This window comes from Streptomyces sp. NPDC107521, assembly GCF_055598485.1.
On sequence record NZ_JBVKAT010000020.1, the window covers coordinates 75395 to 95434 of the forward strand.

Below are 20040 nucleotides of genomic sequence, written 5' to 3' on the forward strand. Positions count from 1 at the left end.
AGTCACGATGCGTCGGCCGGTCAACCCACCCCTTCCGCTTTCACCCCCGGGCGGGCGAGGTGGGTCGCACCTTCACTCACCCTCCCGCCCCCACCCCCGACCCCGCCGCCCGCCGCCCGCCGCCCGCCGCCCGCAACGCATGCCAGGGGCGCCGTGGCGTGCCGAAGCGCGCCGGGATGCCGATCCCCCCGGTGACCCAATCGGCTTTATCTTCATGTGGTATAACCATTTTTACTTTAGGATAGTTACCCACCGGTCTTCAGGCCGCCTTCGAAGGGTGTCCCGTCATGCACCACGACGCCCCTCTGCCGGGCCGTTGGACCGTCTTCGGCGTGGCCTCGATCGGCCTGCTGCTGGTGGGCGTCGATCAGACGATCCTCGCCACCGCGCTCTCCACCCTCCAGCACGATTTGGACACATCCGTTCCGCTCGTGGGCTGGACGATCACGGTGTACGCGCTCGGGCAGATGGTGACCATGCCCATCGCGGGCAAGCTGAGCGATCTGTACGGTCCCCGGCGGGTCTTCCTCGCCGCCGCCGCCGTGTTCGGCGTGGCGTCCCTGCTGTGCGCCATGGCCCCCTCCGTGTACGCGCTGATCGTCTTCCGGGCGCTTCAGTCCATCGGGGGCGGCTGCTTCATGCCCGCGGCCAGCGGCATCATGTCGGAGCAGTTCGGACGCGACCGCGGCAAGGCGATCGGCCTCTTCACCAGCGTCTATCCGATCGGTGGCGTGCTCGGCCCGGTCGCGGGCGGCTACATCGTCGAGTACGCCTCGTGGCGCGTCATCTTCCTCGCGAACGTGCCCTTCTGCCTGCTCCTGATCGTCCTCGGGGCACTGGTCTTCCCGGCCGGGCGCCGCCGCACCGGTGTGCGGATGGACGGATGGGGCGCCGTCACCCTGGCCGCCGCGCTGCTGGGCGTCATGACCGCGATCACGACGTTCGGCGAGGGCGCGCCGGCGCACAGCTGGCAGGTCGTCGGCCCGGGGGCGGCCGGGCTGGTCGGCCTGGTGCTCTTCACCAGGAGGGCGCGGCGGACACCGGAGCCCCTGGTCCCGCTCGACCTGATCACGGGCCGCCACTTCAGGACCGTCAACGTGGTGAACCTGGTCTTCGGCTGTGCCGCCATCGGCTTCACCGCCATGCTCCCCTTCTACGCCGCCCTCCGGTACGGGATCGAGCCGCTCCAGGCCGGCTCGCTGCTGATCGCGCGGGCGATCGGCATGACCCTGGTGTCGACCCTGACGGCGTTCGCCCTGAGCCGTACCGGGAACCGGGTGCCGATGCTCATCGGCTTCACCGTCATGGCGTCCGGCTTCGGCGCCATGGCGCTGCCGCCGCCCGGGATGTCGGGCTACTGGTGGCTGGCGCTGTCCACCTGTGTCGCGGGCCTCGGTATCGGCATGGCGGCGCCGGCCGCGAACAACGCCACCCTGGAGCACGCCCAGGGGCAGATAGCCGCGGTTTCCGGGCTGCGCGGGATGTTCCGGCAGGCCGGGGCCATCGTGTCGATCGCCGTGGTCACCTCGGTGCTGGCCCGGACCGGGAACTCGGCCACCGCCTTCGCCTCCCTGTTCCTGGCGCTGGCGGTGGTCATCCTGCTGCTGCTCCCGCTGATCCGGGGCATCGGGGGTGAGGCTGCGGCCCGGGACGGTGCCGGACGGGCCGCCACGTCCACCGGCCGGGCGGACTGAGACCCCGCAGGGGGCACGACCGTCACCGTCCATGGTGGTGGCACCGGCGGCCGGGCGCACCGCTCGACCCGCCTCGTCGCCGTCCGGCCGCGCGCGCCCCGCGGTGGTCGTACCGCCGGCCGCCGGCCTCCCCGGCACCCATCGCCACCGGCCCCCGGCCGGCCCCATGTCCCGGCCCCGGACCCTCTCATGAGAATCCCGGCTCCCACGCGCCGTGCGCGAAGGAGCCGACCGCGTTCCGGGGCCGGGGAGAAGACCGCCCCGGAGCCCCGGGAGAAGACGGTCCCGCCAGGTCGGCGGCCGTGGCCCCCTCGTGAGCCGCCCGGATGCGGCGCGGCCCGTCGGGAGCCGGCCCGGTCCGTCCGCGACGGACCCCGTCCGACCGCCCCCGGGGCCGCGTCGTCCCGGTGCACCACGCCGTCCGCCCGGGCGCACCGCCGCTTCCCACCCGGCCGCGCGGCACCCTCCGGTGCCCCGGCCGATGTCGCACGGCGCGGTGCCACCGGTCCGCCCGCTCCCCTGTCGTCCGCTCTCGGCAGGAACGCCGTCCCTCACAACTCTCACCCTCAGGTTTAGCGTTACTCGGAACGGTCCCCCGGCCCGTGAAAACGGGCTGCCCCGTACCCCGCCGGCGAACCGGTGCGGAGTACGGGACAGCCCTCGGGTGGTGGGACGGGCGGGTGCCCGGGTCAGTCCATGCTCATGGAGACCAGGGCGCCGCCGTCTACGACGAGGTCGACACCGGTGACGAACCCGGCGTCCTCCGACATCACGAACGCGACGGCCTTCGCGATGTCGACCGGCTCGCAGCCGCGGCCGACGAGGTTGTTGCGGGGGCGGTCGCGCTCCTCGGCCTCACCGACCGGGGAGCCGACCTTGTTCGGGGTGACGCTGTTGACCCGGATGCCCTGGTGGCCCAGTTGCAGGGCCAGGGACTTGTTCAGCGCCAGCAGAGCGGCCTTGGCCGTCGGATAGGCGATGGCGTTGGCGCGCGGCTGGTACCCCGAGGTGCTGCCGATGTTGACGATCGATCCCTTCGCACCGTCCTCGACCATGGTCCTGGCGACCTCGCGCACCGTGTAGAGCACGCTGGTGAGGGAGATCCGGAGCACCCGGTCCCACTCGTCGTCTCCGATGGTGAGGACGGTCCTGCCGCGGTCCGTGATCGCGACCGAGTTGACCAGGCCGTCGACGCCGCCGAGGGCGGCCCGGACCTCCTTCACCATGCGCGCGACGTCCGCGGAGTCGGAGACGTCGCAGGCCACGGCGCAGGCGCTGCCGGGTGAGCGGTCGTTGAGGGCGTCGGCCGTGCGGGCGGCGGTCGCGGGGTCCAGGTCGACGACGGCGACCCGGGCGCCCCGGGCGACCAGTTCGGCCGCGACGGCCTCGCCGACGTTGCGTCCGGCGCCGGTGACGATGATCCGGCGCCCTTCCATCGAAGCGCTCATCGCAGTGCCTCCAGGTCCGCCACCGACAGTTCGGCCATCAGGGGTTGCAGGGCCCGTACGTAGGGCACGTCGACCCCGGCCTCCTCGGCGAGCGCGAGGGCGACCTCCAGGTCCTTCGCGGGCCAGCGCAGCCGGTGCAGGCCCCAGTCGGTCAGCACGCGGTTGCCGCCGGTGCCGGCGTTGAGGATGCTGCGCATCTTGGACGGCTCGACGCCCAGGGTCTTGGACAGGCGCAGGACCTCGACGTCGATGCGGATCGCGCTCCACATGAGCACGTTGTTGGCGCTCTTGGCGACCTGGCCCGCGCCGGGCCCGCCCACGTGGATGACGTTGATCGCGAACGACGAGAACGGCGCTCCGGCCCGGTCGATGGCGTCGGCGTCGCCGCCGCACATCAGGGTGAGACCGGCCTGCTCGGCCGCGCGCTCGCCGCCGACGAGGGCCACGTCGATGACCGACACGCCCTGCTCGGCGGCGGTCTCCGCCAGCTTCGCGCAGGTGTCGGGGCGGACCGAGGAGCAGACGGCGATCACGGTGCCGGGCCGGGCCGACGCGAGGAGGCCCTCCGGACCGGCGACGATCGTGTTCACCTGGTCGTCGTCGACGACGATGACCAGGATCAGGTCGCTGCTCGCGCCGATCTCCGTGACGGAGTCCGCGATGTCGGCGCCGGCCTCGCGCGCGGCGGCGCGGGCCGTCTCGCTGGGGTCGAGGGCCGTGACGGACCAGTCGGCCCCGATGAGCCACCTGCCCATTTCGGCGCCCATCCGGCCCCAGCCGATGACGCCCACCTTCTTGATGTCAGACACTTCTGTCCTCTCAGTGCGTGGCGGGGGTGACGAAGCCCTCGCGGACGTCGGCGTCGGCCGCTTCCCGGGCGCGTTCCGCGGGCGGTCCGTATCCGCCGCCGCCCATGCCGCGGACGTGGACGACATCGCCGGCGCGCACCTTGCGGTCGAGGGACACGGGCATCTGCGGGAGCAGTTCCTCGGCGCCGGCCAGGTCGTCGAAGTCCGGGACCCTGCCCTTGCCGAACAGGTCGAACACGTTGGTGCCGCGCTTCATGGTGATGCGCGAGGGCGTCCCGTCCTCGCCGCCCGCCGTGCCGCGGGCCCCGTAGTCGCGGCCGATGTAGAAGGTCATGTCGTCGGCCTCGTCGATGCCGTAGAGGACGCGGGTCCACTCGCCGGCGAGTCCGCCGCGGAACCTGCCGTCGCCCGCGGAGTCGGGGACGACCTTCCGGGACAGGTAGAGGACCGGGTAGCGCTGCTCGTAGGACTCGATGCTGGTGATCGAGGTGTTGGTCGAGCCGGCGATGTTGGCGACGTCGATGCCGTCGGCCCCGGCGCGGGCGCCGCCGCCGTGCAGCGTCTGGTCGCCGCGCATGATGAAGTTGCGGCCGTCGGGGTCGACGCCGGTCCACTGCACGTCGGTGAAGCCCCAGCCCCACTGCGCCTGGGCGCGGAACTCGAAGTCGGTGCCGGCCAGCGCCTGGCTGATGCAGTCCAGGGCGAGCTGCTGGGCCTTCCAGCCGGTGATCGTCGAGGCGCCCGAGCACGGTGCGGGGGCGTTGCAGCTCAGCAGGGTGCCGGAGGGGATCTCGAAGGTGATCGGGGCGAACGTGCCGTCGTTGACGGTCTGGTCCGGGAAGAGCTGGCAGGCCAGGATGTTGTGGAAGTTGGCGATGGTGCAGGGGACCGCGCAGTTGATGAAGGTCGAGGACTCGGGGTCGGTCCCGGTGAGGTCGAAGTGCATCGACCCGTCCTTGACGGTGAGCACGGCCTTCAGCGTGTAGTGCCGGTCGTAGTCGAGGTGTTCGATCGAGGTGTAGACGCCGTCGGCGAGGGCTCCGATGCGTTCGCGGGCGGCCTCCTCCGAGATGGCGATGGTGGTCTCGCAACTGCGCCGGAAGGCGTCGAGGCCGAACTTGCCGACCAGGTCCTCGATCTTGGAGAGGGCGGCGAAGTTGGCGGAGATCTGGGCCTTCAGGTCCAGCGACTGGTAGCGCGGCATGCGGACGTTGTCGACGAAGAGGCCGAAGATGTCCTCGCGGATCCTGCTGTCCTCGACGAGCCGGATCGGCTTGAAGATGATGCCTTCCTGGAACCAGTCGGTCGCCAGCGGCGCCCGTCCGGGACTCATGGCGCCGACGTCGATGTGGTGGGTGGCGTTGCCCACCCAGGCGACGAGCTGTCCGTCGACGAAGACCGGGGCCATCAGGGCCAGGTCGAGCGAGTGGAGCGCGCCGGCGTGCGGGTCGTTCACCAGGTACATGTCGCCGGGGCGGATGTCGTCGGCGAACCGCTCCATGCAGGCCTTCAGCATGTAGTTGAGCGTGGTGCCGTGGCGGGGCATCCAGGTCGAGTAGACGATGGTGCGGCCGTCCGCGTCGGCGATGTTGAAGCCGAGGTCCTTCGCCTCGACCACGCCCGGGCTCACGGCGCAGCGCTGGAGGACCAGGCCCGCCTCCTGGGCGATCTGCATGAGGCGGTTCTGGATGATCTCACCCTTGACCGCGTCGGTCATCGCGTTCATGCGACACCGTCCTCCGTCTCGTCTCCGAACATCAGGTTGACCGACCCGATGGTGTCGATGTGCGCGGTGGCCTCGGCCGGCAGCCAGACGCTGGTGCCGGGCAGGTCGATGAGGGCCGGGCCGGGGACGCGCACGCCGGGCTCCAGGGGGCCGACGTAGCGCGGCACCTCCTCGAAGCCGGTGCCGGTCCAGGTGCGGCGGGTGCCGACGGGCTCCGCCGTCCGTTCGACGGCCTCGCCGGCCGCCTGCTCGGGCCGCTGGATGCGGCCGACGGCGTGCACGCTGATGGTGACGACCTCGATGCCCGCGTCCGGGGAGGCGGTGCCCGCGCCGAACAGGGACTCGTACTTGGCGACGAAGTCCCGCGAGGCCGCCTCGGCGAGCGCGGTGTCGACGGGTCCGTCGCCGAACTGGACGTCGACCGAGTGCATCTGGCCGCGGAAGCGCATCTTGGCCATGCGGACGAACCGCCGGTTCTCGCGCGGGACTCCGTCGAGTTCCAGGTTGCCGTCGCCGCGGTGCTCCAGTTCGGAGATGACCGAGCCGAGCGTGCCGACGTCCTGGACGGCGACAGGGACGCTGCGGGTCAGCACGTGCTGGATGTCGCTGGAGACGATGCCGTACGCGGAGAAGACGGGGCCGAGCTGCGGGATGACCACGTGGCGGATGCCGAGTTCCTGCGCGATGGAGGCCGCGTGCAGGGCGCCGCCGCCGCCGAAGGCGAAGTAGGTGTACTCGCGCGGGTCGAGGCCCCGGGAGACGGTCTGCGCGCGGATGGCGTCGGCCATGGCGGCGTCGACGATCGCCAGCATTCCGGCGGCGGCCTCCTCGGCGGAGACCCCGAGTTCCTCGCCGAGCGGCTGGAGGGCCTTGAGGGACGCCTCGCGGTCCAGGCTCAGGCTGCCCTTGGCGAGGCCGTCGGAGTTGAGCCGGCCGAGGACGAGGTTGGCGTCGGTGGTCGTCGGTTCCTCGCCGCCCCGGCCGTAGCAGGCGGGGCCGGGGAAGGCGCCCGCGCTGCGCGGGCCGATCTTGAGGCGCTGGCCGCGCTCGACCCAGGCGATGCTGCCGCCGCCCGCGCCGACGGAGACGATGTCCACGGCGGCGGTGGCGATCTCCTGGCCGACCAGGATGGTGCGGTCGGACCGGTTCACCTCGCCGTCCGTGATCAGGCTGACGTCGAAGGTCGTGCCGCCCATGTCACCGGTGATGACGTTCTTCAGGCCCATGCGCTCGGCCAGGTCGCGACAGGCGAGGACGCCGCCGGCGGGGCCGGAGGAGAGCAGGGAGACCGGGGTCTCGGAGGCGTCGGAGAGGGAGAGCAGTCCGCCCGCCGAGGTCATCACCAGCGGCCGCACCGGCAGTCCCTCGGCGACGAGCTGGTCGTTCACCGACATGAGGTGCCGGCGGACCGGGGGGCCGAGCAGGGCGTTGAGCGCGGTGGTCGCGCTGCGCTCGTACTCGCCGAGCACGGGCGCGCACTCGGAGGAGGCGGTGACGAACCAGTCGCCCTCCTCGCGGAAGATCTCCGCGACCCGTGCCTCGTGCTCGTCGTTGACGAACGACCAGAGGAAGCAGACGCCGACCGACTCGGTGCCCTTCGCCCGGAGTTCGGCGGCGAGGGCCCGTACGGCGTCCTCGTCGAGCGGTGCCAGGACCCGGCCCTTGGCGTCGACGCGCTCGGCGACCTCGTGGATGTCGCCGCGGGCGACGAGGCTCGGGGCGCGCGAGCTGGTCAGGTCCTGGCCGATGCGGTCCCGGCCGATGCCCGCGATGACCAGGGTGTCCCGGAAGCCGGCCGTGGTCAGGAAGGCGGTCTCGGCGCCGACGCCCTCGACGACCATGTTCGCGGCCTGGGTGGTGCCGTAGGCGAACTTGCCCGCCTGGCCGAGGAGTTCGGAGCGGCTGGTACCGGCCGCCGCCGCGATGGCGTCCAGCGAGGTGAGCAGCCCCTTGACGGGGTCGTGGCTCATGGTCGGGGTCTTCACCGCGAGGGTCTCCGCGCCCGGCCGGATCAGCACTCCGTCGGTGAAGGTGCCACCGACGTCGACACCGATCATCCAGGTGCGCGTCGGAGTTGTGTCCTGCTGCATGTGTCCTCTATCTGTCGCGTCTGCTCGTGATCCGGGTCGCGAGTCAGCCGAGCTTCGCGCTGTCGATGTACTCGTTGGTCCACGCCTCGCCCTCGACCGCCTTGCCGCCCTTCAGCAGACCGCCGGACTCGAACGTGGCCAGGGCGTTGTCCCACTGCTCCTGGCTCTGCCTGCCGCCCTCGGCGAAGGTGACGATGTCGAGGCTGGTCTCGATCGTGGAGGCGCTGAATCCCTTGAAGTGCCCGGTCTCGAACTTGACGACGGCCGCGCGGTTGGCCTTGTCGCGGACGTAGTTGTTGGCCTTGGCCACGGCCGTCGCGACGGCCTTCACGGTCTCGGGGTTGGACTTGGCGTACTTGCCGGTCGTGACGAGGAGGTCGTAGGTCATCTCGGCGTACTCGGGGACCTCCCGGGCGCTGGCCACCGTGGCGACGACGTCGCGCTCGACGGCTGCGGTGGTGGTGGGGGGCGAGCCGATCGCGGCGTCGAGCCGCCCGAACTCCACGGCGGCGACGGCGGCCTGGGCCGATTCGAAGGCGACCTTGCGGACGGTGTCCTTGGGGAGGCCGGCCTGCTCCAGCATCAGGTCGATGAACCCGCCGTCGGTCGACGACACGAAGCCGACCGTGCCGCCCTTGAGCACCTCGAGGCGCTCCTTGAGGCCGGCGTCGGCCTTCAGCTTGTCCTTGCGCTTGCCGCCGGCCACGAGCTGCAGCGGCACGCCGTAGTCCAGGGAGGCGACCGACTTGACGTCGATGCCGCTCTGGCGGGCCTGGAGGAACGGGAGCGAGGCCAGGCCGGCGAACTGGAGGTCGCCCGCGGCGAGGGCCGAGTTGGCGGCCGCACTGCCGCCCAGCGTCACGACCTCGACGTCCAGGCCCCGCTCCTTGAAGAATCCCTGCTCGATCGCGATGTCGACGATCGAGTAGCCGAGGGTGTCGACGGCCTTGCCGATGGTCACCTTCTTGGTGTCACCGTCCGAGGCGGTGTCGTCCTTGCCGCAGGCGGCGAGGGAACCCGCCAGGAGAAGGGCGAGCGTGGCCCCCACGACTCTGTGACGCCCGGAGAAAGCGCGCATGTCCATGTCCTTATGCGTTGTTGTCCGCCGTGGCGGACTGATGAGGGTGGTGTGTCACGGGCCCGGCTCCCCCGCCGGGCGGTGTGCCGTCCGAGGGACGCGGACGGGTCAGCGCTGCCAGCGGGTGACCCGGCGTTCCCAGACGGTGACGACGAGGTTCATGGCGAACACGAGCACCATGAGGAAGGCGATGCCGGCGAAGATGCCGGCCGCGTCGTACGCGTCGCTGGCCCGGCGGATGTAGTAGCCGAGGCCGTGCGTCGAGGCGACGAACTCGCCCACGATGACGCCGATGATGGCGAACGGGACGCCGGAGCGCAGGCCGGCGAGGATCGCGGAGGTGAGGCACGGCAGGACGACGGTCCGGATGATGGCGATCTTCCCGGCGCCGAAGATGCGCATCGCGTTGACGAGCTGGGTCGGGACGCTGCGCATGCCGATGTAGACGTTGTAGAACATGACGAAGAAGACCGTCATGGCGGCGATGCCGACCTTCGACTCGATGCCGATGCCGAGCCAGAGGATCAGGAGCGGTGCCAGCGCGATCTTGGGGATGCCGTTCAGGGCCGAGATCAGCGGTTCGAGCACGCGGCCGACGGTGGGCCAGGCGCCGAGCGCGAGGCCGAGCAGCAGGCCGAGCAGGACACCGCAGACGTAGCCGAGGACGAACTCGATCGCGGTCGCCTGGAAGTGCTCGTTGATCTGCCCGGTGCGGATCAGGTCGATGCACCGCTCCGCCACCTTGACGGGGCTGCTGATCAGGTAGTCCTCGATCCACCGGCCGCTGGCGAGCTGCCAGAGCGCGAGGAACACGAGCACGACGCCGATCCGGCCGGTGTTGACCCCGAACAGCGCGCGGCGGAGCCGGACGCCGCGCGGCGGCTTGGGTGAACGGGCGGCGGGCGCGCCGTCGGACGCTGTGGCCTCCTGCGTGGGGGTCAGCGTGCTCATCGGTTGCTCCCGTCGGTGATCTGGTCGCGCATGAGCTCCCAGAGGCGGTCGTGCATCTCGGTGGCCTCGCGGTTGTCCATGAGGTGGAAGACGTCGCGGGGCCGGGGAAGGCGGACGTCGAGGACCTCCTTGACGCGCCCGGGGTGCTTGCCCATGGCCACGACCCGGTCGGCGAGGGCGATGGCCTCGGTGAGGTCGTGGGTGATGAAGACGATGGTCTTGCGCGCCTCCTGCCAGATCCGGAGGAGTTCGTCCTGCATCACGACCTTGGTCATGGCGTCGAGCGCACCGAACGGCTCGTCCATGAGGATGATCTCGGGGTCGTAGACGAGGGTGCGGGCGATGGACGCCCGCTTCTGCATGCCGCCCGACAGCTCGTGCGGATAGTGGTCGGCGTACCCGGCGAGGCCGACCGTCTCGATCCAGCGCTCCACGCGGGCCGGCCGCTCGTCGGCGGGCCAGTTGCGGATCGCGAGCGGCAGCATCAGGTTCTCGCGGACGGTCTTCCACGGCATGAGGTTGGCGTCCTGCGTGACGTACCCGATGCGCGTGTTGACCCCGGAGACCGGGCGGCCGTCCTGGCGGACCTCGCCGTCGGTCGGCTCGATGAGGCCGGCCGCGAGGTTGAGCATCGTGCTCTTGCCACAGCCGCTGGTCCCGACGAGGACGCAGAACTCACCACGCCTGACATCGAGCGAGATGCCGTCGAGGACGCGGTTGACCCCACCCATCGGGGTCTTGTACTCGACGGTGACACGGTCGAATTCGAGGACGCTCTCGGATGCCGCCGGCGTGGTGACAGCGACCGGCTCAGTGGTGTTGGTGTGGGGCAAGGGAACTCCCGGATGTTCATCTACGGAGCCGACACGGGGCCCGCTGTGCGATGTTCCGCACGATGGCATATCTGTTAGACCATTGGCAATAGGTGGGGCCGGTCCCGGCCCACCGGCGGGAACCGGCCACCGACGCTCCGACGGCGGGCCGTACGACCCCGCCGGCACCGGAAGGGCCGCCGTGCGGCACCGCGGCGGCACCGCGCGCGGACGGCCCGGGGAGCCGCGCGCCGCCCTCCTTTCCCACCCCGCCCGGACGACGGCCGCCGGCCCTCGCGACCACCCCGGGCGGGCGGCGCGCACCGGCGGATCCACCGGCCGGCCGACCTTTCCGGACACAGGGCCGGTACGCCCTGATCACCGGAGAAACAGCAGGTCGTAGGGGTATGACAGATCATGTCCGGCTCAGCATCCGCCAGGCCGCACGGCCGTGCAAGAGGCTCAGGACGCGGTCGGGCATCGATCTTCCGCACACCGGACCCGCGCCGGACTCCGGCGCCCCGCCGCTCCCCCGCCACCCCCGGGCGGAGACCCGCCCCCGCCCGCCTCCATCCGTCCGGGAGCGGTGGCGGCCGGCCCGTACCGGCCCCCGCTGCAGTGGGGTACCGTCGGCCGGTCACCGCGGCGCCCGGCGAATTCCGGCCAGCCGCCGTCGGCCCGGTCCGGCGGCCCGCAGAGCCCGGTACGGGACCGGCACGCCGGCCCGGCATGGCCGCCCGGCCGCCCCGTGCGGCCCCGTGCGGGGAGCGCCGCACCCCGTTCGGAGGTCCCGGCAGGGCCGGACCGAGTCCGAGAAGGGGCCGGACGGAGGTCCCCGGAGGGCCAGACGACGGGGAGCCCCGAGGGCCGGACGACGGGGAGCCCGGGTTCATCCCCTCATCCCCACCCCGAAGGGCCCGCGGGCCCGCGCCGCCCGGCGCGACACCCCCGGCCGGCGGAGGCCCCGGAGGCCGCCGCGGACTTCCGACCCTTGGGTGCCGGTATGCCCGTACACATGCCGCGGACGGCCGCACTCACCCAGGTCAGCGGCCTGCGGGTCAGACCATTACGGTGGTAGCTTTTACAGGACGCTCGGAAGCGCCTCCGCTCATGACTTCGGTAAAGGGACTCCATATGACGACTGCCAACAACGGGAACCGCGGCCCCAAGGCTGATCTCTTCAGCCCCGTCAGCATGTCGCGCGTTTCGCAGGTGATCGTCGACCAGGTCAAGGCGCTGATCCGGGACGGCGAACTGAGCCCGGGCGACCGGCTGCCCAGCGAGCGCGACCTCTGCGAGCAGTTCGGGGTGAGCCGGGTGACCATCCGCGAGGCCCTGCGTGTCCTGGAGGCGAGCGGGCTGGTCGCCGTCCGCGTCGGCGCGCGCGGTGGCGCCTTCGTCACCTCGCCCTCCACGGAGCGCCTCGGCGAGGGGCTCGCCGATCTGCTGAGCCTGTCCCCCCTCACGGCCTCCGACGTCACCGAGGCGCGGATGATCGTGGAGACCGGCGCCCTGCCGCTGATCATCGAGCGCGCGACGGAGGAGGACATCGCGGAGCTGATGCGCCTCACCGACGAGGGCCGGGCTGCCCTCGCCGCGGGCACCTACGACATGCAGATGTCGGCGGCCTTCCACGTCCGGCTCGCGGAGTGCGCCCACAACCCGGCCCTGACGATGCTGATCCACAGCTTCCACGGACCGATGCTGATGTCGCTGCGCGAGGCGAAGGTGAGCGCGCCGCTGATGGGCAAGAAGGGCGGCGACGAGCACCGCGAACTGGTCCTCGCCATCCAGCGCCGGGACCTGGCCGGGGCCGAGCGCATCATGAAGGACCACCTGGAGCGCACCGCCTCGCGCGTCGACGGCTGAACCCGCCCCGCTCCCCTCTGCCCTTCCCCCACCTCCCCCGTACTGCTCCGCGACCGTCGGCCGTGCGACGGCCGCGCCGCGTGCCGAGGGCCCTCCCCGCATCCCGGGGAGGGCCCTTCCCCCTGTCCGGCGGCCGTCGCGCCCTCTCCCGGAGCCGTGTTCGCCCCGGCGCGCGCCGAGGGGTGCCTCCCCGGGCCGGGGAGGCACCCCTCACGCTCCGCGCGGGCCGTCACACGGCGGCGAGCCGGGAGGCCAGGCGGGGATAGACCCGCAGGGCGTTGCGGGTGAGCACGTCGGCCAGCGCCCCGTCGGAGAGGCCGGCGTTGCGCACGTAGACGAGGGTGTCGTCCCACTCCACGCCGGTGTCGGGGTCGGCGCCGCGGACCGCGCCGAGCATCTCCGAGGCGAAGAGCACGTTCCCGGTGGGCAGGACGTCCAGCAGCAGGTCGATCCCGGGCTGGTGGTAGACGCAGGTGTCGACGTGGAGGTTGGCCAGCAGGGCCGACGGGTCCTGCCAGCCGTTGCGCATCGCCAGCCCCCGGTAGCGGCCCCAGTGGTACGGCACCGCGCCGCCGCCGTGCGGGATGACGAACCGCAGTCCGGGGAACCGCTGGAAGACGTCGCCCTGGAGCAGTTGCACGAAGACGCTGGTGTCGGCGTTGAGGTAGTGGGCGCCGAGGGTGTGGAAGTTCGGGTTGCAGGCCGTCGAGACATGGATCATGGCGGGGACGTCGAGCTCCTCCAGCAGCTCGTACACCGGGAACCACGACGCGTCGGTCATCGGGCGGCCCGCCCAGGTGCCCGACGGGTCGGGGTTCAGGTTCACCCCGACGAACCCGAGTTCGCCGACCGTGCGGCGCACCTCGGCGAGGACGCCGCCGAGATTGCCGTCCGGGGTCTGCGGGAGCTGCGCGACCGGGGCGAAGTGCGCGGGGAAGAGGGTCGCCACCCGGTGCACCATGTCGTTGGAGGCCCGCGCCCACGCGTCCGCCACGGCGGGGTCGGGGACGTGGTGCTCCATGCCCGACGCCTTCGGGGAGAACAGCATCAGGTCCCCGCCGCGCTCCCGCAGGACGCGGAGCTGGTTGCCCTCGACGGACTCGCGCACCTCGTCGTCGCCGACCGGGGCGAGCCGGGCGGACTCCCCCGCCAACTGGGCGTCGCGGAAGTCCTGGAGCGCCTTCGGCGCCGTGGTGTAGTGGCCGTGGATGTCGATGATCACCGCTGCCGCTCCTTCAGATACGTCGTGTGGTCGACGTAGCGGATGCCCGCCCGCTCCAGCAGGGGGCGCATGCCGTTGACGTCGAGGGCGATCTCCCCGGCCTCGTAGCGGGCGCGCGAGACGGCCTCCTTCTCCTCCCGGGCCCTGGACGCGGCGAGCACCTCGGCCGCCTCCCGCCGCCGGACCCGGACCACGCCGTCGTCGTCGGCGACGACGACGTCGCCGGGCTCGACGATCCGGCCCCCGATGGCGATCGGGACGTTGACGTCGCCGAGGGTGCCCTTGACGGTGCCCTCCGCCGAGACGGCCCTGGACCAGACGGGAAAGCCCATCTCCCGCAGGTCGGCGACGTCCCGTACGCCCGCCTCGATGACCAGTCCGCGCACACCGCGCGCCATGACGGAGGCGGCGAGCAGATCCCCGAAGTACCCCATGTCGCAGGGTGCGGTGGGGGCGACGACGAGGATGTCGCCCGGCCCGCACTGCTCCACCGCGACGGCGATCGTGGTGTTGTCGCCGGGGGCGACGGTGACGGTGACCGCGCTGCCGCTGATCCGGGCGCCGGGCCAGACGGGGGTGAGGTGCGAGCCGAGGAGCCCGGTGCGGCCCTGGGCCTCGTGGACGGTGGCGACCCCGTGCGCGGCGAGCGCGTCGACCACCGCCCGGTCGGCGCGCGGCACACCGGTGACGACGGTCCCGGCCATCAGCGGACCCTCCCGCCGGGCCGGCCGACCAGTTCCGGCATCATCGAGACGTGGATGGCGTCCTCGTCGGTCTCGCCGGCCAGGACCCGGATCGCGTGGTCGACCTGGTCGATGCCGTAGCGGTGGGTGGCCAGCTTCTCCAGCGGGTAGCGGTGCGAGGCGAGCTGGGCGACGGCCAGTTCGCAGGCGTTGAACGAGTGGCCGCGCGCCGACTTGATGGTGATCGCCTTCTCGGTGATCAGCTTGACCGGGAAATCGGGGAACGCCGCCAGCTCGCCCTGGATGAGCAGGGTGCCCTCACGGCGCTTGAGGACGTCGACGCCCAGCAGCACCGGCGCGGTTCCCGCGCGTGACGTGCAGTCGAGGACGTGGTCGACGCCCCGGCCGCCGGTCAGGTCCATGATCTTCTCGCGGGGGTCCTCGGTGAGCACGTCGACGACCTCGTCGGCGCCGAGTTCCTTCGCCAGCTCGAAGCGCGCCCGGTCGCGGGTGGTGCCCGAGACGATGATCTGCGCGGCGCCCGCCTGCTTGGCCGCGACCAGCTGGGCCAGGCCCTGCTGGCCCGGCCCCTGGATGAGGACGGTGTCGTTGTAGCCGACGCCCGCGGTGAGCAGCGCCCACTCGATGCCGTTGGAGAGCGGCATCACGAGACCCGCCTCCTCGGCGGTGATGCTGTCCGGGATCTTGTGGAGCACGGCGTTCCACGGCAGGAACATGTACTCGGAGAAGCCGCCCCAGAGGGTGCCGGGGTTGTCGGCCGAGGTGTAGCCGAAGCGGCGGGCGTCGTCGTTGGTGCGCCAGTCGGTGGCCTCGCAGTGGCGGTACTCGCCGATGCGGCACCACGGGCAGGAGAAGCACGCCACGTAGTGCTCGACGAAGACCCGGTCGCCCTCGCGCAGCCCGTGGCGCTGCTTGAACTTCCCCCCCGCCTCGGCGATCACGCCGACGTTCTCGTGCCCCATGATCACCGGACCCCGGGTGGCCCTGGTCGTGGGCGGGTTCTTGTAGAGCTTCACATCGGTGCCGCAGATGCCCGCGACCTCGATCCTGAGGAGCGCCGACTCGGCGTCGATCCGGGGCCTGGCGAACTCGCGCAGCTCGGTGGTCGCCGGCGCCGTCCGCACGGCCGCCAGCACGGTCTCTGTCATGGGCTCTCCCGATGGCAATATTGGCGCAATGGTCTAACCAAAGAATATCATTACCGTCAACCGGTCCACGGGGCCGCCCGCGGGGGCCGGTCCCGCACCGGGTCACGGCGCGGGACCGGCACGGACGGACCCACCGGACCGGCGCGCACGGACCTCCACCCCGCGCACCACCGACACACAACCGACGCACGACCGACGCACGACCGACGCACGACCGACGCACGACCGACGCACGACCGACAGGGAGACCACATGTCCGAACTGCTGACCCTCACCCGCCCCCAGGGCGCCAACCGGGCGCTCCTCGACGGCACCGTGACGCCGGCCGGGCACACCCTCCGGTTCGCCGACGAGCCCGTCCTCGTCAAGGGGTTCCGCAGGATGGTGCGCGGCCTGGAGTACGACGTCGCGGAGATGGCGCTGACCACCTATCTGACCGCGCGGGAGCACGGCGTCGCCTTCACCGCGCTGCCCGTCTTCCTCGTGCGCGCCTTCCATCACGGCGCGACCCAGGTCCTCGTGGACTCCCCGGTCGGGACGCCCGCCGACCTCGCCGGGAAGCGGGTCGGGGTGAACCGCGGCTACACCGTCACCACCGGGGTGTGGGGCCGCTCCTTCCTCCAGGAGGCGGGGCTCGACCCCGACGACGTCACCTGGGTCTGCACGGACGAGGAGCACGTCGCCGACTACGTCCGCCCGGCGAACGTGACGGCCGCGCCCGACGGCGTCCCGCTGGAGGAACTGCTGCTGACGGGAGCCGTCGACGCGGTGGTGGGCGCCGCGATCGAGCACCCCTCCGTGGTCCCGCTCGTCGCCGACCCCGAGGAGGCCGGCCTGCGGGCGGCCGTGGAGGACGGCATCTTCCCGGTCAACCACCTCGTCGTCGTCCGCGACGAACTCCTCGCCGGGCGACCGGGCCTGGCGGAGGCCCTGTTCGGGGCGTTCACCGAGGCGAAGGACCGGTACGTCGGGGAGTTGCGCGCCGGGCTGCGGGAGACCGCGCAGGACAGGACGCTCGGCAGCCTCCTCGACGCCACCGGCCGGGACCCGCTGCCCTACGGGATCGAACCCAACCGCGCCGTACTGGAACGGCTGCTGGCCGACGCGCGGGCGCAGCACATCCTCCGCCGGACCGAACGGATCGAGGACGTCTTCGCCCCCGGGACCCTGACGCTGACCGGCTGAGCCCGGCCGAGGACACCCGCAGGGCGCGACCGGGCCGTCCGGACCGACCGACCGCCCGGCGGGACAACGGGCCTGACGGACCGGTGAGCCGGTGAGCCGGTGAGCCGGTGAGCCGGTGGATGGTCGCGCGCCGTCCGGGTGGCGGCGCGCACCGGCGCCCTCCGGGCCACCGCGCGCCCGCCCCGGCCCCGGCTCCGCACGCCGCCCCCTGCCGCCCGGACGCCCCCGCGGACCTCCCAGGACGCCCGCCACCAGGGGCGACACCCTGCCCACGGCAACGTCTTCGGCACCGGCGCTTGACTGCCACGGACGGCATGTAGGCATAATGGTTAGGCCATTTGTTGTCAGGAGGTTTCCGTGCCGAAGGTCGTGTACGTAGGCAGTGACGGCGTCGAGCGCGCCGTCGACGCCGGAGTCGGGGAGAACGTCATGAGCGCCGCGCTCCACAACGGGGTCCCCGGCATCCTCGGCGAGTGCGGTGGAAACAACTCCTGCGCCACCTGCCATGTCTGGGTTCGCGACGAATACCGGGACGCGGTCGGCGGGCCGGGCGACCTCGAGGCGGATCTCATCGACATGGGGGTCTCCGAGCCGCGCGAGTGCTCACGCCTCGCCTGTCAGATCGCCCTCTGCGACGAGCTCGACGGCCTCGTGGTCGACGTGCCGCCCACCCAGCCCTGATCCCGCACGTCCACCGCGCCCGACCCGGAAGGAACACCATGCTGCGCCCCGAGATCAACGACCTCCTCTGCCAGACCGGTCCCGGCACCCCCATGGGTGACCTCTTCCGCCGCTACTGGCAGCCGGTCCTCCTGGCCGAGGAGCTTCCCGAGAACGACTGCCCGCCGGTGCGGGTGAAGGTCCTCTCCGAACGGCTCATCGCCTTCCGCGACTCCGAGGGCCGCTACGGCCTCATCGACGAGTTCTGCGCGCACCGCGGCGTCTCGATGTGGTTCGGCCGCAACGAGGAGGGCGGCCTCCGGTGCCCGTACCACGGCTGGAAGTACGACGTCACCGGTCAGGCCGTCGAGGTCCCGAGCGAGCCCGCGACCAGCAACTTCTGCGCCAACGTCAAGCTGAAGTCGTATCCGCTGGTCAAGCGGGGCGACGTGCTCTTCGCCTACCTGGGCGACCCGGCCAAGCAGCCGCCCGAGCCGGAGTGGGAGGCGTACACGGTGCCCGAGGGGCAGGTGTTCACCTCCAAGCGGTTCCAGGAGTGCAACTGGCTCCAGGCGCTGGAGGGCGGCATCGACTCCAGCCACGTCACCTTCCTGCACGGCGACAACATCGACACCGACCCGCTGTTCAAGGGCTCCAAGGGCAACGCCTACAACAAGGGCGACCTGAAGCCCTTCTTCGAGGTCGTCGACTACGAGGGCGGTCTGCTGATCGGCGCCCGCCGCAACGCGGAGGAGGGCCACTACTACTGGCGCGTCACCCCCTGGGTGCTGCCCAACTTCACCATGGTCCCGCCGCGCGGCGACCACCCGGTGCACGGCCACTTCTGGGTCCCCGTCGACGACGAGAACTGCTGGGCCTGGACCTTCGACTACCACCCGACCCGCAGGCTCACCGCGGACGAGGTCGCGGCGATGCGGGCCGGCTTCGGCGTGCACAGCGCCAACGACGCGTCCTACCGCCCGCTCGCCAACAAGGACAACGACTACCTGATGGACCGCGAGGCCCAGCGGCGCGGCGAGACCTACTCGGGCATCGCCGGGATCGCCCTCCAGGACGCCTCGCTCCAGGAGTCGATGGGCCCGATCGTGGACCGCACCAAGGAGCGCCTGGTCGCCACCGACGCCGGCATCATCAAGGCCCGCCAGAAGCTGCGGAAGGCCGTCGAGGCGCTCCGGGACGGCGTCGAGCCGGTGGGCAACCGTCCGCAGGACCAGCGGGTGCGCTCGGTGGCGATCGTGCTCCCGGCCGACCAGTCCTTCGTCGAGGGAATCGGCGACGCCATGGTCGCCGAACCCGCCAAGCCCCACACGACGGTCTGAGCCGTGGGCGGCTACGAGCACCTCTCCGTCCCGGTCGGCCCGAGCGCCTGCGCGCAGGCGGCCACGGCCAAGGAGGCGGCGTTCCGGATCGACTATCCGCTGGCCGCCGCCCGCAACACCCGGGTCGTCGCCCTCGACGGGGCCGCAGCCGCGATCGTCCGGGACGCGGCCGGCCTCGAATGGGGCCGGGCCCGGTTCTTCACGGTGGAGGACCCCGGGCTGACCCTGCGGGAGGTGTCCGGCGCGGCGCTCCCCCTCACCGAGGCCCTGGAGGACACCAACACGGTGGTCCTGGTCTCCGTGACCGGCGAGAACGCCGAGGCGGTCGTCACGATCGGCAGCGAGTGCGCGGCGCGCGGCATCATGACGGCCGGGCTGGTCGTCACGCCGGGCGCGCTCACCAGCGAGGCCCTCCTCCACCTCCGTCCGTACGCCCGGATCCTGCTGGTTCCGGCCGAGGCCGACGACCTCGTCGAACTCCTGGAGGCGACCCGCGCATGAGCCGTATGACCGTCCCGGGGCTCCGGGCCATGAAGGCGGCCGGCGAGAAGAGCGTCTGCATCGTCGCCTGGGACCACCAGATGGCGCGGATCGCCGACCGCGCCGGTGCCGACATCGTCTCCGTCGGCGACTCGGTGGGCGTCAACCTGTGGGGCCACGCGCACCCGTTGGAGGTGACCTTCGACGAACTGCTGGTCGTCGCCAAGGCGGTGCGCCGGGGGGTCACCGACGCGCTGGTGTCGTGCGACTTCCCGTTCGGCCCGCTCCAGACCGGGCACGCGGTGCCCGCCGCCGTCCGCCTGGCCAAGGAGGCCGGGGTGGACCTGGTCAAACTCGACGGGGCCGCCGACTTCCCGGAGGCGGTCGAGGCGGTGACCCGGGCCGGGGTGCCGGTCTTCGCGCAGTTCGGCATCACCCCGCAGACGGCGCTGAAGTACGGCGTCTCCTACTCGGCCGCCGAGGGCTCCTTCGTCCCCGACGAGATGCTGGACGAGATGGTCGCCGAGGCCAGGCGGCTGGAGTCGGCGGGCGCGGTGGCGCTCAACTTCACCAACTCCGGCCCGGTCGTCGGGCCCGCCGTGGTCGAGGCGGTGGGCATTCCGGTGCTCGGCGGCTTCGGCGGCGGCCCCTGGCTCGACGGGCGGATCCGCATGTCGACCGCCGCCATCGGCTATCACGCGAAGCATCTCGACGAGGAGCCGGACACCTACGCCAACGTGGCGCGGGTGGCCCACGACGCGATCAGCGCGTGCATCGCCGACATCCGCGGCGGCCGGCGGCTCCGCGGCCAGTGAGTGACCACG

Annotated in this window: 17 protein-coding genes; 7 read left to right on the top strand and 10 right to left on the bottom strand. The window is 72.1% G+C overall.

The features are described from left to right. The first annotated feature begins 287 nt into the window (after positions 1-287). Complete coding sequence (locus ACZ7LB_RS25740) at positions 288-1694, top strand: MFS transporter (RefSeq protein ID WP_471471576.1); 1407 nt, start codon at positions 288-290, stop codon at positions 1692-1694. 689 nt (positions 1695-2383) lie between these two features. Here the strand turns inward: ACZ7LB_RS25740 and ACZ7LB_RS25745 are convergent. The 7 genes from ACZ7LB_RS25745 to ACZ7LB_RS25775 form a co-directional block, all read right to left on the bottom strand. Next, the gene (locus ACZ7LB_RS25745; protein WP_471471578.1) at positions 2384-3142 is read right to left on the bottom strand and encodes an SDR family NAD(P)-dependent oxidoreductase; all 759 of its coding nucleotides are present in this window, start codon (positions 3140-3142) and stop codon (positions 2384-2386) included. After that, positions 3139-3951, bottom strand: coding sequence for an NAD(P)-dependent oxidoreductase (locus ACZ7LB_RS25750; protein WP_471471580.1), 813 nt, complete (start codon positions 3949-3951; stop codon positions 3139-3141). The genes ACZ7LB_RS25745 and ACZ7LB_RS25750 overlap by 4 nt, the downstream gene beginning before the upstream one ends. Before the next feature lie 10 nt (positions 3952-3961). Further along, positions 3962-5677, bottom strand: coding sequence for a hydantoinase B/oxoprolinase family protein (locus ACZ7LB_RS25755; RefSeq protein ID WP_471471581.1), 1716 nt, complete (start codon positions 5675-5677; stop codon positions 3962-3964). Further along, a complete protein-coding gene (locus ACZ7LB_RS25760; protein ID WP_471471583.1) occupies positions 5674-7767 on the bottom strand; it encodes a hydantoinase/oxoprolinase family protein in 2094 nt (697 codons plus the stop codon). The genes ACZ7LB_RS25755 and ACZ7LB_RS25760 overlap by 4 nt, the downstream gene beginning before the upstream one ends. A 43-nt stretch (positions 7768-7810) precedes the next feature. Then, complete coding sequence (locus ACZ7LB_RS25765; RefSeq protein ID WP_471471585.1) at positions 7811-8845, bottom strand: ABC transporter substrate-binding protein; 1035 nt, start codon at positions 8843-8845, stop codon at positions 7811-7813. Between the two features lie 108 nt (positions 8846-8953). Continuing rightward, on the bottom strand, positions 8954-9796 hold the full coding sequence (locus ACZ7LB_RS25770; protein ID WP_471471587.1) for an ABC transporter permease: 843 nt from the start codon (positions 9794-9796) through the stop codon (positions 8954-8956). Next, on the bottom strand, positions 9793-10629 hold the full coding sequence (locus ACZ7LB_RS25775) for an ABC transporter ATP-binding protein (protein ID WP_471471589.1): 837 nt from the start codon (positions 10627-10629) through the stop codon (positions 9793-9795). Before ACZ7LB_RS25775 ends, ACZ7LB_RS25770 begins: the two co-directional genes overlap by 4 nt. 1113 nt (positions 10630-11742) lie before the next feature. On the opposite strand from ACZ7LB_RS25775, the gene ACZ7LB_RS25780 reads away from it, so the two are divergent. Next, positions 11743-12477: a FadR/GntR family transcriptional regulator gene (locus ACZ7LB_RS25780; protein ID WP_471471591.1), complete on the top strand. Its 735-nt coding sequence runs from the start codon at positions 11743-11745 to the stop codon at positions 12475-12477. A gap of 229 nt (positions 12478-12706) precedes the next feature. Here the strand turns inward: ACZ7LB_RS25780 and ACZ7LB_RS25785 are convergent, their stop codons facing one another. From ACZ7LB_RS25785 to ACZ7LB_RS25795, 3 genes are read right to left on the bottom strand one after another with little or no spacing between them, the layout of a single operon-like run. After that, complete coding sequence (locus ACZ7LB_RS25785) at positions 12707-13699, bottom strand: amidohydrolase family protein (RefSeq protein WP_471471593.1); 993 nt, start codon at positions 13697-13699, stop codon at positions 12707-12709. Next, positions 13696-14403, bottom strand: a complete 708-nt coding sequence (locus tag ACZ7LB_RS25790) for a 4-carboxy-4-hydroxy-2-oxoadipate aldolase/oxaloacetate decarboxylase (RefSeq protein ID WP_471471595.1) — start codon at positions 14401-14403, stop codon at positions 13696-13698. Before ACZ7LB_RS25790 ends, ACZ7LB_RS25785 begins: the two co-directional genes overlap by 4 nt. Then, positions 14403-15551: a zinc-dependent alcohol dehydrogenase gene (locus ACZ7LB_RS25795; protein WP_471471597.1), complete on the bottom strand. Its 1149-nt coding sequence runs from the start codon at positions 15549-15551 to the stop codon at positions 14403-14405. Before ACZ7LB_RS25795 ends, ACZ7LB_RS25790 begins: the two co-directional genes overlap by 1 nt. Before the next feature lie 252 nt (positions 15552-15803). On the opposite strand from ACZ7LB_RS25795, the gene ACZ7LB_RS25800 reads away from it, so the two are divergent. The 5 genes from ACZ7LB_RS25800 to ACZ7LB_RS25820 all read left to right on the top strand — a co-directional run bounded on the left by ACZ7LB_RS25800 (position 15804) and on the right by ACZ7LB_RS25820 (position 20031). Continuing rightward, positions 15804-16736 carry an ABC transporter substrate-binding protein gene (locus tag ACZ7LB_RS25800; RefSeq protein WP_471471598.1) on the top strand — a complete coding sequence of 311 codons (933 nt, stop codon included), beginning with the start codon at positions 15804-15806 and terminating at the stop codon, positions 16734-16736. A gap of 357 nt (positions 16737-17093) precedes the next feature. After that, a complete protein-coding gene (locus ACZ7LB_RS25805; RefSeq protein ID WP_471471599.1) occupies positions 17094-17417 on the top strand; it encodes a 2Fe-2S iron-sulfur cluster-binding protein in 324 nt (107 codons plus the stop codon). Positions 17418-17455: 38 nt separating this feature from the next. Next, positions 17456-18736, top strand: coding sequence for an aromatic ring-hydroxylating dioxygenase subunit alpha (locus ACZ7LB_RS25810; RefSeq protein ID WP_471471600.1), 1281 nt, complete (start codon positions 17456-17458; stop codon positions 18734-18736). Between the two features lie 3 nt (positions 18737-18739). Next, complete coding sequence (locus ACZ7LB_RS25815) at positions 18740-19237, top strand: 3-methyl-2-oxobutanoate hydroxymethyltransferase (RefSeq protein ID WP_471471601.1); 498 nt, start codon at positions 18740-18742, stop codon at positions 19235-19237. Next, positions 19234-20031: a 3-methyl-2-oxobutanoate hydroxymethyltransferase gene (locus ACZ7LB_RS25820; RefSeq protein WP_471471602.1), complete on the top strand. Its 798-nt coding sequence runs from the start codon at positions 19234-19236 to the stop codon at positions 20029-20031. Before ACZ7LB_RS25815 ends, ACZ7LB_RS25820 begins: the two co-directional genes overlap by 4 nt. Positions 20032-20040: the final 9 nt, after the last annotated feature.

Coding starts and splice junctions, on each gene's coding strand:
- ACZ7LB_RS25820 (WP_471471602.1), top strand. CDS start 19,234: ATGAGCCGTATGACCGTCCCGGGGCTCCGGGCCATGAAGGCGGCCGGC.
- ACZ7LB_RS25755 (WP_471471581.1), bottom strand. CDS start 5,677: ATGAACGCGATGACCGACGCGGTCAAGGGTGAGATCATCCAGAACCGC.
- ACZ7LB_RS25770 (WP_471471587.1), bottom strand. CDS start 9,796: ATGAGCACGCTGACCCCCACGCAGGAGGCCACAGCGTCCGACGGCGCG.
- ACZ7LB_RS25760 (WP_471471583.1), bottom strand. CDS start 7,767: ATGCAGCAGGACACAACTCCGACGCGCACCTGGATGATCGGTGTCGAC.
- ACZ7LB_RS25780 (WP_471471591.1), top strand. CDS start 11,743: ATGACGACTGCCAACAACGGGAACCGCGGCCCCAAGGCTGATCTCTTC.
- ACZ7LB_RS25765 (WP_471471585.1), bottom strand. CDS start 8,845: ATGCGCGCTTTCTCCGGGCGTCACAGAGTCGTGGGGGCCACGCTCGCC.
- ACZ7LB_RS25810 (WP_471471600.1), top strand. CDS start 17,456: ATGCTGCGCCCCGAGATCAACGACCTCCTCTGCCAGACCGGTCCCGGC.
- ACZ7LB_RS25800 (WP_471471598.1), top strand. CDS start 15,804: ATGTCCGAACTGCTGACCCTCACCCGCCCCCAGGGCGCCAACCGGGCG.
- ACZ7LB_RS25790 (WP_471471595.1), bottom strand. CDS start 14,403: ATGGCCGGGACCGTCGTCACCGGTGTGCCGCGCGCCGACCGGGCGGTG.
- ACZ7LB_RS25740 (WP_471471576.1), top strand. CDS start 288: ATGCACCACGACGCCCCTCTGCCGGGCCGTTGGACCGTCTTCGGCGTG.
- ACZ7LB_RS25745 (WP_471471578.1), bottom strand. CDS start 3,142: ATGAGCGCTTCGATGGAAGGGCGCCGGATCATCGTCACCGGCGCCGGA.
- ACZ7LB_RS25795 (WP_471471597.1), bottom strand. CDS start 15,551: ATGACAGAGACCGTGCTGGCGGCCGTGCGGACGGCGCCGGCGACCACC.